General features: G+C 35.8%; 11 protein-coding genes and 1 tRNA gene. 3 read left to right on the forward strand and 9 right to left on the reverse strand.

The features are described from left to right. Positions 1-9: 9 nt before the first annotated feature. Positions 10-1482, reverse strand: a complete 1473-nt coding sequence (accC, locus tag I600_RS09680) for an acetyl-CoA carboxylase biotin carboxylase subunit (RefSeq protein ID WP_058104343.1) — start codon at positions 1480-1482, stop codon at positions 10-12. 46 nt (positions 1483-1528) lie between these two features. Further along, entirely contained in the window at positions 1529-2008 is a 480-nt protein-coding gene (locus I600_RS09685; RefSeq protein ID WP_058104344.1) for a biotin/lipoyl-containing protein, read from the reverse strand. 672 nt (positions 2009-2680) lie between these two features. Between I600_RS09685 and I600_RS09690 the strand changes: the two genes are divergently transcribed. Further along, entirely contained in the window at positions 2681-3076 is a 396-nt protein-coding gene (locus I600_RS09690; RefSeq protein WP_058104345.1) for a MauE/DoxX family redox-associated membrane protein, read from the forward strand. A gap of 81 nt (positions 3077-3157) precedes the next feature. Here I600_RS09690 and I600_RS09695 read toward each other — a convergent pair whose 3' ends face one another. The 5 genes from I600_RS09695 to I600_RS09715 are packed head-to-tail and all read right to left on the reverse strand — an operon-like array spanning position 3158 to position 11189. Further along, complete coding sequence (locus I600_RS09695) at positions 3158-3871, reverse strand: hypothetical protein (RefSeq protein WP_058104346.1); 714 nt, start codon at positions 3869-3871, stop codon at positions 3158-3160. Positions 3872-3926: 55 nt separating this feature from the next. Beyond that, positions 3927-5339 carry an efflux transporter outer membrane subunit gene (locus I600_RS09700; protein ID WP_058104347.1) on the reverse strand — a complete coding sequence of 471 codons (1413 nt, stop codon included), beginning with the start codon at positions 5337-5339 and terminating at the stop codon, positions 3927-3929. A 13-nt stretch (positions 5340-5352) separates the two neighbouring features. After that, positions 5353-8514 (reverse strand): efflux RND transporter permease subunit, encoded by a 3162-nt coding sequence (locus I600_RS09705; RefSeq protein ID WP_058104348.1) that lies wholly within the window; start codon positions 8512-8514, stop codon positions 5353-5355. 15 nt (positions 8515-8529) lie between these two features. Then, on the reverse strand, positions 8530-9699 hold the full coding sequence (locus tag I600_RS09710; protein ID WP_058104349.1) for an efflux RND transporter periplasmic adaptor subunit: 1170 nt from the start codon (positions 9697-9699) through the stop codon (positions 8530-8532). Positions 9700-9752: 53 nt separating this feature from the next. Further along, entirely contained in the window at positions 9753-11189 is a 1437-nt protein-coding gene (locus tag I600_RS09715) for an MATE family efflux transporter (RefSeq protein WP_167342546.1), read from the reverse strand. A gap of 139 nt (positions 11190-11328) precedes the next feature. Between I600_RS09715 and I600_RS09720 the strand changes: the two genes are divergently transcribed. After that, on the forward strand, positions 11329-12222 hold the full coding sequence (locus I600_RS09720) for a helix-turn-helix domain-containing protein (protein ID WP_058104351.1): 894 nt from the start codon (positions 11329-11331) through the stop codon (positions 12220-12222). A gap of 181 nt (positions 12223-12403) precedes the next feature. Here the strand turns inward: I600_RS09720 and I600_RS09725 are convergent. After that, positions 12404-12477: transfer RNA gene (locus I600_RS09725), tRNA-Asn, on the reverse strand. A 79-nt stretch (positions 12478-12556) separates the two neighbouring features. Beyond that, on the reverse strand, positions 12557-13909 hold the full coding sequence (gene rseP, locus I600_RS09730; RefSeq protein WP_058104352.1) for an RIP metalloprotease RseP: 1353 nt from the start codon (positions 13907-13909) through the stop codon (positions 12557-12559). 162 nt (positions 13910-14071) lie between these two features. Here rseP and I600_RS09735 point away from each other — a divergent pair, with 162 nt between their 5' ends. Beyond that, positions 14072-14755: an SCO family protein gene (locus I600_RS09735; protein WP_058104353.1), complete on the forward strand. Its 684-nt coding sequence runs from the start codon at positions 14072-14074 to the stop codon at positions 14753-14755. Positions 14756-14794: the final 39 nt, after the last annotated feature.

Here is a 14794-nt window from a genome sequence, read left to right on the forward strand (position 1 = left end):
TTTGCAATTCTACACTCTACTCTTCTGCCAATTAGAAGAATTTTTGGACGGAACCTTTAAAACTTTTTCATTTTCCTTATACAATTTCAATGCTACCAAGGCCGCTATTCTTCTTTCTTCGGCATATTGCATTTCTAAATGCTCTGGCGAATAGTAGTTTTTAACAAAATGGGTGTCAAAATTCCCCGAAGTAAAGGCTTCATGTTCACAGACAAACTTTCCAAAAGACAAAGTTGTGGCAACACCCTCTACTTTATAATTTTCAATAGCCCTAATCATTAATTGGATAGCTTCTTCCCTGGTTTTACCATAGGTAATCAACTTGGAAAGCATGGGGTCATAATAAATAGGCACTTCCATACCTTCTTCAAAACCGTCATCAACACGAATACCCTCACCTACCGGTACTTTATAGGTTGATAATGTTCCTATACTGGGCATAAAATCTGCCAAAGGATCCTCTGCATATACACGAACTTCAAGTGCATGACCGTTTATTTTTAAATCTTCTTGGGTAAAAGCCAACGCTTCTCCACGAGCTACTTTGATTTGTTGCTCTACCAAGTCGACCCCAGATATCAACTCAGACACCGGATGCTCTACTTGCAACCTGGTGTTCATTTCCAAGAAATAAAAATTCCTGTTTTCATCAAGCAAGAACTCTACCGTACCAGCACCTACATAATCGCAAGCTCTAGCTACTTTTATGGCGGCTTCTCCCATTGCATCTCTTATTTCTGGAGTAAGTACAGCTGAAGGAGCTTCTTCCACTACTTTTTGATGTCTTCTTTGAACACTACATTCCCGTTCAAATAGATGTACAATATTACCATGGGTATCGGCAAGAACCTGAATTTCTATATGTCTGGGCGAGCCTACATATTTTTCAATAAAAACCGATCCGTCACCAAATGCCGCTTGTGCCTCACTAATTGCCCTTTGCATCTGCTCTGGTAAATCCTTCAAGTTTTCAACTACCCGCATTCCCTTACCACCACCACCAGCAGAAGCTTTAATTAAAATTGGAAATCCTATTTCTTTTGCCACCTTTTCGGCTAAGGCCACGTCTGTTATAGCCTCTTCAATACCGGGAACCATAGGAATATCATAATCACGAACCGCCTCTTTTGCCGCCAGTTTATTCCCCATTACCTTAATGGCATGAGGTTTGGGTCCAATAAAAGTGATCCCGTTGTCCTCCACCATTTGTGCGAAAGTCGCATTTTCACTTAAAAATCCGTAACCAGGGTGAATACCATCTGCACCTGTTCCCTTAGCTGCGTTAATTACTTTTTCCATCACAAGATACGATTCTGATGAAGGGGCAGGACCAAGTAAAACTGCCTCATCTGCAAACTTCACATGTGGAGAATGACGGTCAACTTCAGAATATACAGCTACGGTTTTAATGCCCATTTTTTGAGCGGTCTTCATTATCCGTAATGCTATTTCACCTCTGTTGGCTATTAGTATTTTTTTCATTAAAACTTAATTTTCCTTTTATACATTGGTGGCTATAAGATAGTTTCTATTCCATTTCAATAATTAACTGCCCTTTCTCAACAGCATCATCTTTTTTAATTTCAACTGATTTTATTACGCCTTCGCCCTGAGCCAGAATAACATTCTCCATCTTCATAGCAGATAGTACCAGTAAAGGAGTACCCTCTATGACCTCTTGCCCTACTTCTACCAAAACATCCACAATTAACCCGGGCATGGGTGCTTTTACCTCGTTTAGTTTTTGAGTGGTTACCGCCAGCAATCCCATCTTTTTAATTTGCTGATTATACTCATCTTCAAGTTTAACATCATAAATATTTCCGTTGATGGAAAGAGTAACGGTCTTGTTCAAAAAATTGGAATGAATTATTTCTACGTCAAAAGCGCTATTCTTATCTAAAACATGTAGCGTATTCTCATTGACCAATATACTATCTAAAGAATCTACGTCACTAGTGCTACATTGTAATTCTTCTTTGTTTACGGTAATCAGGTAATTTGACATATTTGAATCTTATAAATACAATAGTTATGTAAACCAAAGATATCGAAAAAGATTGGGGATGAATTTTATCTTATATAAAAGCATTTTACGCATCTAAACAGATAGATTACCAAGCACTTAAAATTTAAAATGCAAATTTTGAGGACCTCTTAAAAATTAGATTTCAGATGAATACCCTATTCCAGAAATCTAAATTACAATATATGGCTAGTTGCTATATTTAGGATATAAATGTAAAAACCATTCAAGAAATTGAATGGTTTTCACATACCGTACCATGTAGTGGTTTTATAAATTAATTCATCCAACCACCACCAAGGGCGCGGTACAATTCTTTGATAGCTTGCAACTCGTCTTTTTTATCTTCTACGCCGTCTAATTCTGCCGACAACAATCTGTTTTTAATAGTCAACACATCGGTACAATTGGTGCTAGATGAATACTCTAGTAAGCTTCCGTAAATTCTACAGATTTTTCAAGCGCATTTATTTGATGCACTCTAGACTCCTGCTTTTCCTTAATCTTGTTGTAGGAATACAGGGCGTTCGAAATTTCGGACCCTGTATTTAACCATGTTGCTTTATAATTACAGAACACTTGTAACTATAACCATTAGTTGATTTTTATTACCTTTAGAAGTATTGAAAGATTACCTATTAAAAGTTAAAATTCATGATTTCTAAATTAGACAACAAAACACTAGCCGTTCATTTATTACGTATTTCTTTCGGTATCAATTTTTTATTTCATGGTATTGTAAGATTACCTAACCTTGAAGGTTTTGTAACAGGAATGCAAAACACTTTTCAGAACACATTATTACCTTCTTTTTTAGTAACTCCTTTAGCATATAGTATTCCTTTTATAGAATTAACTATTGGTATTCTATTATTAATAAATAAGTATACAAAACATACATTAATTGGTGCTTTTAGCTTAATGAATGTTTTAGTAATTGGTAGTTCTTTTGCTCAAAAATGGGATCTGGTAGGCTTACAAGCTACATATATTGGCTTTTTATTTTTACTATTTTATTTTACAGAAGAAAAAACAGTTAAAACCTACTAAATACCATAAAGAATCATGCAAGAATTAAAAAAGGAAGTAATTTTAAATTACTTCCTTTTTTAACTGTATTAAGAATCCTAATTATAGTTTTGTAAAAATATCAGGTGCTATTTCGTCTTTAACAATAACGTTCTTTGGACCTCCGGCGTTTTCACTTCTATTAAATGATAATAAAACATTACCTGCTTTTTGATAATTATCCCATGCTCTTATAAATCGAGGTTCCTCATCTTTATAATTTCCAAAGAAAGCCCACTGTTTTACCAGATGATCTTTTTGATCAATATAAATGTGATATTTATTTTGAGGAGTAACACCTACATTTTCAAAAGTCATTTCTAATACATCTGCTAAATTTCCATTAGGAAGCGACTCTGTTTTTAAATAAGTAATTTTAACACCATCATCTTTTAACTTCCATGGCATAGCCAACCAATAAGAATCGTTAATCCACCATTTTTTACCTGTTTTAAGTATCTTATCTAGTTCTTCAGCATCTGTAACTAATGCACCATCTTTTGATGCTTTTCCTTTTCCTGAATTAATATTAACCACCAGCGTTAATTTTTCGGCAGGGTTTTCAATTCTAACATTTCCCGTCCATTTATCCCAGATAAGCATTCTTTTTCCAAAATTCCATTGTATATAATGGGTATTATTCCAATTCTCAATCCCACCCATGGATTCGAAAGATTGTTGTATTAGCAGGTCAATGTTCGTCTCGTTATCTTTTTGAGCCTGAATTGTTATTATTCCGAAAAGAATAAGAAGAACAGTAATTTTAAATTGTTTCATTATAATTATTTAATTAAAATATATATTAGACTTTATACATGACTACTGCATCATATTAATTCATCCAACCACCACCAAGGGCGCGGTACAATTCTATAATAGCTTGCAACTCGTCTTTTTTATCTTCTACACCATCTAACTGTGCGGATAATAAACTGTTTTTAGTAGTTAGTACATCGGTATAATTGGTGCTAGATGAATATTCCAGTAACGCTTCTGTAAATTCTACGGATTTTTCAAGCGCATTTATTTGATGTGCTCTAGACTCTTGCTTTTCCTTAGTCTTATTGTAGGAATATAAGGCGTTCGATATTTCTGAACCGGCATTTAACCATGCTGCTTTATAATCATAAAACGACTGTTGTTGAACCGATTTATTAATTTTCAGTCTTGCCTTATTTTCTCCGTTCGCAAAAATAGGCTGTGTTAAGCCCCCAATTAGATTATAGAAAATGGAGTTGTCGAAAAAATTGGATAAATCTAAGGAAGACAAACCTCCACTTGCCGTAATGGTCAAGGATGGATAAAAATAGGTTTTAGCCATATTTACATCTTCAAAAGCACTTCTGAAAGCCATTTCCGCTTCTTGAATGTCCGGTCTATTTCTTAACAATGAAGATGGTACTCCTATTTTTAAATCGGCGTATGCCTCCTGTTCTTTTAAAGATGTTCTTTCAATAGTACCAGGTAATCTGCCTAACAAAATAGCTAAAGCATTTTCCTGTTCTAAAATGGATATTTCTATATCTGGTATAGAGGTTTCTATTTCATATCTACTCGCCTCACTTTGAACCACTGCTGCACCATCAACCACAGCCGATTCTTTTAAATACTTCATGGTTTCTTGATCGCCAATCCTGTTTTCCAAAGTTTTTTTGGTGATTTCTAGTTGCTCATCTAAAGACAGTAAATTATAATATGCGGTGGCAATATCAGAAATTAATTGTGTTTGTACCGCTTTGGTTGCTGCTTCGGTCTCTAAAAACGACGCCAAAACAGCTCGTTTATTACTGCGCAACTTACCCCAAACATCTAGCTCCCAACTACTACTTAGTTGCCCTATATAAGAGGTGGTGTTTAAATTAATTCCTGTTACACCTCCTAAATTTAGAGAGGACTCCGATGTTTTAGATCGCGTAACACTGGCGCTTCCTTCTAAACTTGGTAACACCGCTAATTTTGCTTCAACCAAACTGGCTTTTGCCTGATTTATGTTTTCTATTGCTACTTTTAAATCGAGGTTATTTTGCAAACCTTCTTCTATCAAATTTTGCAATACACTGTCGGAAATTATTTCTTTCCAAGGCATCGTTGCCATGGATGTTGTATCATTAACCAAGGTATCTCTGTATTGTTCTGCAAATTCACTATCTGGCGTGGTATATCTTTTAGTGATCACCCCACAAGAATTCATTAGTAAAACAAGTACAGCGATAGGAATGATGTATGTTATAGTATTAGATTTCATATCTGTATTCGCTTTAATTTAATTGTTCTTTTTTAGTATCAATATCATCTTCATCTCCCCAATCGTGATCGGTAACACCTACTATTCTTTCTTGAAGGGTCTGGAATATGATAAACAATACCGGTATCACCATTACACCTAATATGGTACCAACTAGCATACCGCCAATGGCTCCTGTACCAATAGCTCTGTTTCCAACGGCACCAGCACCAGTTGATATCATTAACGGAAATAATCCGAAAATAAAGGCGAACGATGTCATTAAAATTGGTCTAAAACGTGCTATGGCTCCGTCTAATGCCGACTGTAGTATTGTTTCTCCTTCTCGTCTTCGCTGTATGGCAAACTCCACGATTAAAATGGCATTTTTTGCCAGCAACCCAATCAGCATCACTAAGGTAATTTGTATATAAATGTTGTTACTAATACCAAATAAGTTTGCAAAGATTAATACTCCGGAAAGTCCTGCCGGTACAGATAATAAAACGGCAATAGGAAGTATAAAGCTCTCGTACTGTGCACACAATAGGAAATACACGAAGATGAAACACAGCATAAAAATGTAAACGGTTTGACTACCTGCGGAAATCTCTTCTCTAGTAATTCCAGAATATTCATATCCGTACCCTGTTGGTAAGGTTTCTGCCGCTACTTCTTCAATAGCGTTGATTGCATCACCAGAACTATAACCTGAGTTGGGAGCACCACTTATTTTTGCCGCTGTAAATAGATTAAAACGCGTTAAACTTTGTGGTCCGTAAACCCTTTCTAAGGTTACAAATTCGGTAATAGGTGCCATAACACCATTACCGTTTTTAACTTTTATGGCATTTAAACTCTCAAGGTTGGCTCTAAAGTTTGGTTCCCCCTGATAATACACACGATATTGCTTTCCAAATTTATTGAAATTAGAAGCATACACACCACTTAAGTAGCCTTGCATAACACCTAAAACACCTTCTACATCTAAACCTGCTAGCTTGGTTTTAGCAACATCTACTACAACTTCGTATTGTGGAAAAGTTGGATCGAACGTTGTACTGGCATATTGTATTTCTGGTCGTTGACTTAATGCTTCAATAAAATCTTGACTTACATCATAAAGGGCATCAACAGTACCACCGCTTTGGTCTTGTAATTGCACTTCAAAACCGTTACTTAAACCAAACCCTGTAACCGTTGGCGGAGCAAAAAATATCATATTAGCATCTTTTATAGATGCCGTTCTTGCGAACAACTGACCAATGATTTCCTGTACACTTTGTCCCTCTCCACTACGCTCATCCCAAGGTTTCAGTTTTAAAATAAACATACCATAATTAGACCCTGTACCACTTATAAATCCACGACCGGTAGATCTTAAATATGCGTTTACTTCTGGGATATCTTCAATAATTTTTTGTAGTTCATCTAAAACTTCATCGGTTCTTTCCATAGAGGATGCAGCAGGTAAACTAACATCGGCAAAAACAATACCCTGATCTTCATCGGGTACAAAGCCTGTTGCTGTTGTATTCATTAGATAAACAAATACACCAATAAATATAAAGATGACCCCAATGGCAATAGCTTTTTTACGAATTAAAAAGTTTAACGCATTCTTATATTTTGAGGTTGTTTTCTCAAACCCTACGTTAAATGCTACATAGAAACGTTGCACAAAACTTTTTGATTTATGCTCTTCGTGTGGTTTTAACAATAAGGCACATAAGGCCGGACTCAACGTCAATGCATTTACAGCCGATAATATAATGGCAATGGCTAGGGTAATACCAAATTGTTGGTAAAACACTCCAGATGATCCACTAATAAAGGTAACCGGAATAAATACGGCAGACATCACCAAGGTTATAGAAATAATAGCCCCAGAAATCTCGCTCATGGCATCTAAACTCGCCTTTCGGGCAGATTTATAACCCGAATCCAGTTTGGCGTGTACAGCCTCTACTACCACAATGGCATCATCTACCACAATACCAATAGCAAGCATTAAAGCAAATAGCGTTAACAGGTTAATGGTAAACCCAAATAAACTTAGGAAAAAGAAGGTTCCTACAATAGCCACAGGTACAGATATGGCAGGTATTAATGTAGAACGCCAATCTTGCAAGAAGATAAATACTACAATGAAAACCAATAAAAATGCTTCGATTAAAGTACTGATTACCTTTTCGATAGATGCATCTAAAAAGTCATTGGCATTTACCATTTCTGTGTAGGTTAACCCTTCAGGAAAGTTTTTAGAAGCTTCTTCTAAGGTTGCGATAGATTGCGCAACTACCTCTTGGGCATTTGAACCTGCAGATTGTGCAATGGCAACACCCGTACCAGGCTGACCTTTAATGGTGGTAATTGTGCTATAGGATTGTGAACCTAATTCTACTCTAGCTACATCTTTTAAACGTAGAATACGCCCGTCGTCCGTAGTTTTGATGATGATATCTTCAAATTCTTCGGCGTTTTGTAATTTACCTTTGTATTTTAAGGTATATTGATATGCTTGCGCCCCTTGTAAACCTAATTCTCCTGGTGCAGCTTCTAAGTTTTGATCATCAAGCGCTGTGGTAATATCAGAAGGAATTAACCCGTAATTCGCCATGATATTCGCCTTAAGCCAAATACGCATACTATATTCTCTAGAACTAAATGCCGATGCACTACCAACACCATCTATCCTTTTTAAAACAGGTATTAAATTAATTTCAGCGTAATTCTGAATAAATTCCTCGTCATATCTGCCATCTTCACTATACAACCCAAAAATAAATACATTACTACTTTGCTGTTTTTGTGTAGTAACACCCGATTGCGTAACTTCTGAAGGCAATAAGTTTGAAGCCGTAGAAACACTATTTTGAACATTTACCGCAGCGATATCAGGATCGGTACCTAATTCAAAATATACGGTTATACTTGCAGAACCACTAGTTGCAGTTGAGGTCATGTAGGTCATCCCTTCCACACCATTAATCGCTTCTTCCAATGGAACAATAACACTATTTAATACAGCTTCTGCATTTGCACCGTCATAAGTAGCAGAAACTTGTACCGTAGGTGGTGCAATATCTGGATATTGAGATATTGGTAATGTGGTAATTCCGATAATCCCTAAAATCAAAATGATAATAGAAATTACAGCCGAAAGAACCGGTCGTTTTATAAATTTATTAAACATAATTTCTATTATTTATTAGTTGGTAGTTGTTACTTTTTCTGTGATTTGCTGTAGCGCTTTTATCTCACTTTCGTTTACTTGAACTGGTTTTATTTCTTTACCACTAGATAAACCTGAAATGCCTTCAAGAACTACTTGATCACCAGCTTTAAGTCCGTCTGTAACAATATACGCCTGACCTGAATTTGTAGCGGTTACAGTAATTTTTTGGGATTGTACTTGCGACTGGTCGTTAACCAAATACACATATACACCACCTTGAATTTCGTAGGTAGCAGATTGCGGAACAAGAAAGGCATCTTCAATAGTTCTCGGAATTTGTATGGTTGCGCTGTTACCCGTTCTAAGTAGGTTGTCTGGATTGTCAAAAATAGCACGCACATTAAATGAACCTGTTTCTTCGTCTACTTGACCACTTACTGTTTGTATTTTTCCTTTTTGGTCAAAAGCGGTATAATCTGGAAGTAAAAGAGAAACTTCATCTAAACTCTTCAGCAAACCTGCCTTTGCAAATTCTAAATACGTTTTTTCATTGATTGAAAAATAAGCGTACACCTGTTTAATATTAGACACCGTGGTCAAAGGTTCAGAAATGCTACTACTTACCAAACTTCCTAATTTATAAGGTAACGAACCAATATAGCCCGAAACTGGAGCGGTAATTCTAGTGTAGTTATAATTAGTCTGTGCGTTGGAATAATTGGCTTGCGCCTGTTCTAAAGCTGCATTTGCTGCCGTAAGAGAGTTTTCGGCAGAGGTTAATTCAAACTTGCTAATAATTTCTCTTTCCACTAAAGGCTTTGCTTTTTCCACATCAACCTGAGCAGAACTAACATCTGCTTTTGCACTGCTAATCGCTGCCTTTGTACTTAAAAGATCTTGTTGATATTCGGGTGCATTCAATGAGAAAAGGAGTTGTCCTTTTTTTACATATTCGCCCTCATCCACATGTACTTTTTCTATAAAACCTTCAATTTTAGGGTAAATCTCTATGTTCTCTGTACCTTCAATAGTTACGGGAAATTCTCTGAAGATTTCTATGTCTTTTGAAGAAACGGTTAGTACTTCGTAATCGGTTACGGCATTTCCTTGTTCAGGCTTCTTTTCGCTGTTGCACGATGCAACTAATATGGCTAAGAACAAGCCATAGCAATAGGTCTGTATGTTGATATATTTAGTTTTCATTTATGTATTTATTTACTGGTTATTTTGAAGTAATTATGATTTACGGTTAAAATTTATTCTGTTAACAATGAGGTTGCAGTGGATACTTTTAATTTGTGAATCGAATATGTTCTAACGAATACAAATGAGATTAAAGCGGCTAAACAATCGCTTACTACAAAAGCGACCCATATACCGATCAAACCATATAAAGCATTTAATGCATACGCTATAGGGACAAATAGTGCAGGGCGCAACAATGCCGATATTGTTGCTATTTTGTTTTGTTGCAGTGCTTGAAAATAACGTGTCATTACAATCTGCACCATGTAAAACGGAATGGACAATGCGAATATCCGTATGGCTATCTTTGTGATTTTCTTGATGTTATCCTCATCACCAATAAAAATATCGATTAATTGTGAGGGAAACAATTCTAATATAACAACACCAATGAACGCAACCAAACTCACCCCGACAACAGCATATTTAAACGTCTTTAACGCACGGTCATAACGTTTTGCCCCAAAATTATAACTAACTACAGGTTGCATACCATCACCTGTACCCAGGGCGGTCATCATAAAAAATACATTGATGCCAAAAATGATTCCCATAGCGGCGACTCCGTCCGTTCCTCCAGAAGTAAGTAATAATTTGTTGGCGAATATATTTTGAAAGCTAATGGCAATGTCCATCACAAAAGGCGCAAAACCTACAGAAAATATAGGTAGCACAATGTGCTTTTTAAGTCTTACTTTTCTCCAAACAATAGGAACAACACTTTTCTTTTTTACATAGTATCCTATTAGAAACAAAGCATTTACGGCTTGTGCAATTATGGTTGCAAGTGCTGCACCACTTATACCTAAATTGTATATTTTCATAAAAATATAATCTAGGCTCACATTAATTAGACAAGATAATAGGATAAGTTTTGCAGGAAAACTTGGATTGCCTTCTGCTCTACACGTAAATTCCAAGGAAAGGAAAAAACTTAGTGGAAAGCCTAAGATAATAATCTGTAAATATTCTGCAGAAAGGTCTAAAAGTGTACCTTCTGCACCAAAGGCTAGTAATAATGGCTTATAGAATAACAAGCCCAAGGTGGTAAACACGATAATAGCAACTAACAGCCCAGCAACAACACTACCCAAGGCATCTTCGGCTTCTTCATGATTTTTCTCCCCTAAATATTGCGCAATTAATATTCCCGATCCGCTACCAAATAACAATATAAATCCGAACTGAAATAATGTTACCGGAAAAGCCATAGTAACCGCAGATAATCCATCCGCACCCACAAATTGCCCCACGAATATGCGGTCTACAAAGTTATAAAGCGCATTAATTAGCAGTCCTAATACCGCAGGACCTACAAAGGCAAAAAGTAGTTTCCGTATAGAGTCGTTCTTCAAGGAATGTTTTTCCTTAATAGTTTCTCCATTGTTAGAAACTACATTTTTCTTAGGTTTTAAGAATTGAAATGCGTTGTTAAATATGTCCTTCAAATTTTTCATTTACTGAATTACTCACGTATGCAATGCAAAAGTATCAGGATTAAAAACAGAAATATGAATTACAATTTGTGAAAAAAGGATTATAATTTAGGTTTTTGTACTTTTAGACCTTTCATCCAAAGAATTACACATGAAAATATTTAGGGATATCAACTCTTATTTCTTAAACCGAACACAACCTGCGAATGATTATGCCAACAGTTTTTTTATAAGAAGGATAGAGAAGGGACCAAAACATCAAGAACCCGATGAGGAATTCATGGTACCCCATAAACGCGATTTTTTTGAGATCGCTATTTTACAAAAAAGCGACACCAATATTCAAATTGGCAATCAAACCCTTCATCAATTAGAAAATAGCTTGGCTATTGTTTCCCCTTTTCAGGTGATTAATTATGGTAAAACACCACCCAAGGACGATTATGGTTATATCATTTACTTCAACGCCTCGATCTTCACCAATTTAAATCAGTCTTATGGGTTACAAAATGAGTTCCCATTTTTCAAGATGCATACCATTCCCATTTATCAGACAACAAAGGAGGATTTTAAAGGCATTCTGCCTATTGCACAAGAATTATATGATGAATCTAGAAGTACGGCGTTGAACAATCGGGAAATTGTTAGGTCGCTTCTTTTGATTCTACTTTATAAAGTTAAACGTGCTACCCAAAATAATAAAGGTATAGTCACTACCAATAGGTTTGATAGTATCATGTCTAAATTTGAGCAACAGATTCTTAAAAGCAACAATAGTTTTTTATCGGTTGTCGAATATGCCTCACAGATGAACATAAGTCCTATTTACTTAACGGAATGCACTAAAAAAGCTACAGGCAAAAGTGCTCAGAAGATTATCATAGATTATAAAATACTTTTCGCCAAAACACTATTACACCAAATGGATAAATCTGTGGCAGAAATAGCCTATGAATTAGACTTTAATGAAGTAGCCAATTTTAATCAGTTCTTTAAACGTAATGTAGGTATTACGGCAAGTCAGTTTCGGAATAACGGGAAATAACGGTGAAGACGATAATTAAAAGATAGGTTCCCGAATAGTGTGCCTTATATTGGATAAAATCTTGATATTATAAATATTTTCAAGACTAGAACGTTTTAGCCTAAAACAGCGCAAACCACCGTTATTATTTACCAAAAACAAAAAATCCAACCTAAATAAATAGATTGGATTTCGTTTTTTGCTCCCCCTCTTGGGCTCGAACCAAGGACCCTCTGATTAACAGTCAGATGCTCTAACCAACTGAGCTAAGGAGGAAAATAACCCGTTTTAGTTTCCTAAAGCGGGTGCAAATATAGTAGTTTTTTGAAAGTCTCCAAACAAATAAATTATTTTTTTATTTAAATATCGCTTTATAAACATCATTACCGTTTGCGAACAGTAAAAGTGCTATTAAAATAAAGAATCCGGTAATCTGTGCATACTCTAAAAACTTATCGCTTGGCTTTCTACCCGTAATCATTTCATAAAGCAAAAACATCACATGACCGCCATCTAATGCTGGTATTGGAAGTATGTTCATAAATGCTAGAATAATCGATATAAACGCAGTGGTACCCCAAAACGCTGGCCAGTTCCAAGTATCTGGGAACATACCACCAATAGCGGCAAAACCACCCACCTCTTTATAAGCACCGGTATCAGGATTAAAAATTTTCTTCATCCCTTTAATGTAATCCGTAAGTGTCTTAACACCTTTGTTCCATCCGGCTGGGATAGATTCTATGAATGTGTAATCTAATTGTTTTACTTGAAAATAGCCTTCTTTTTCGTATTCCTCTAAACTATCAAATCCTAATGAAACACCTATCTTACCATCGTCAGATATTTTAGCTTCTAATGGCAACTCGGTACCATTTCGCTTTACAATAACATTTACCGTTTTTCCTTTATTGACCTCTAAAATAGGACTTACTTGATCTAAATATTCTACCCTAGTTCCTTCAATTTCAATTAAAGCATCTCCTTTCTCAAATCCAGTATTTGCATTTGGTGAGCCATCTGGTATTGCATTTATTATAAAAGGACTTCTTTGACTTATAAAACGTGCATTTTCTTTGTTATTAGAAATAGTTTCAATAAAATCAACTGGTATTTCCTTTTCAATTTTCTGACCATTACGTTCAATAGTAATGTTCTCTCCATACACCACTTCTGGCACTATGCTGTTTAAAGACTCTATTTTTTTTCCATCAACTGCTAAAATTTTATCACCCGTCTGAACACCAAGGGCATCACCCAAGGTAGTATCCGTAACCCAAATACCGTCTTTTAAACTATCATTGGCAACATATTGATCTCCATAAGCATATGCCAGACCAATGAATATAACAACGGCCAAAATGAAATTTACCGTTACGCCGCCTAACATAATAATTAAACGTTGCCAAGCCGGTTTGCTTCTAAACTCCCACTCCTTAGGTTCTTCTGCCATGGCTTCTTTGTCCATGCTCTCATCTATCATACCAGATATTTTTACATATCCGCCAAGGGGCAACCAACCAATACCGTATTCGGTCTCACCTATCTTCTTTTTAAACAGTGAAAACTTTACATCAAAGAACAAGTAGAATTTCTCAACTCTGGTCTTAAAATATTTTGCCGGTATAAAATGCCCTAACTCGTGTAGTACTATTAATATTGAAAGGCTTAAAAAAAATTGAATTGTCTTTATTACAATGGGGCTCATCCTTATTTCGTGAAAATTAAAATCGCACAAAAGTACATTTTTACAACCGCTAAAAAAAAGAAACCCACTGACCTTATGGTATTTTATGAATAATTTATCAGCAAGACAGCTATATTTACTTGAAATCTTGACAACCCTAGCGTACCTTTGTAAAAAAATAGTATGCGGTCTTTCTTCGCAAAATTCAAGATTTTTGGAATAGTACTTTTGGTACTCTCCGTCATAATCATATATTTATTCTATAATGCCCTACAGCCTGTAAAACTGTTGCCCGTATATTCTCCTGCCATGGTAAACTCAGAACTGGTAGCAGAAGAAATTCAACATGTTAGAAAGTACCATACCATTGCAGATTTTTCATTGACCAACCAAAATGGCGAGATCATTACCCAAGAAGATTACAAAGGTAAAATCTATATAGCCGATTTCTTTTTCACCACCTGCCCTACTATTTGCCCTATCATGACCAAAAATATGGTAGACCTGCAAAGGGCACTTGGCAAAGATTCTGATGTTATGTTGTTATCACATTCCGTTACTCCAGAGATCGACTCGGTTACACAGCTTAAAAAATATGCTATTGAAAAAGGGGTGGATGACAGGAATTGGAATTTAGTTACGGGTGATAAAAAACAGATCTATGAATTGGCACGAAAATCTTATTTAGCCGTTAAAACCGATGGCGATGGAGGACCATTTGATATGATACATACCGAAAATTTTATTTTAGTGGATAAGGATAAACGCATAAGGGGCTTTTATGATGGCACTAAAAAAGAGGATATGGATAAAATTATGGCCGATATTGAAATTCTAAAAAATTCTTACGACGAACTAGATAATTAACCGGGCTATTACCTGCCCAAGGCGAAACTAGTTTTAAGA

The organism is Maribacter dokdonensis DSW-8 (assembly GCF_001447995.1).
GTDB lineage: Bacteria > Bacteroidota > Bacteroidia > Flavobacteriales > Flavobacteriaceae > Maribacter > Maribacter dokdonensis.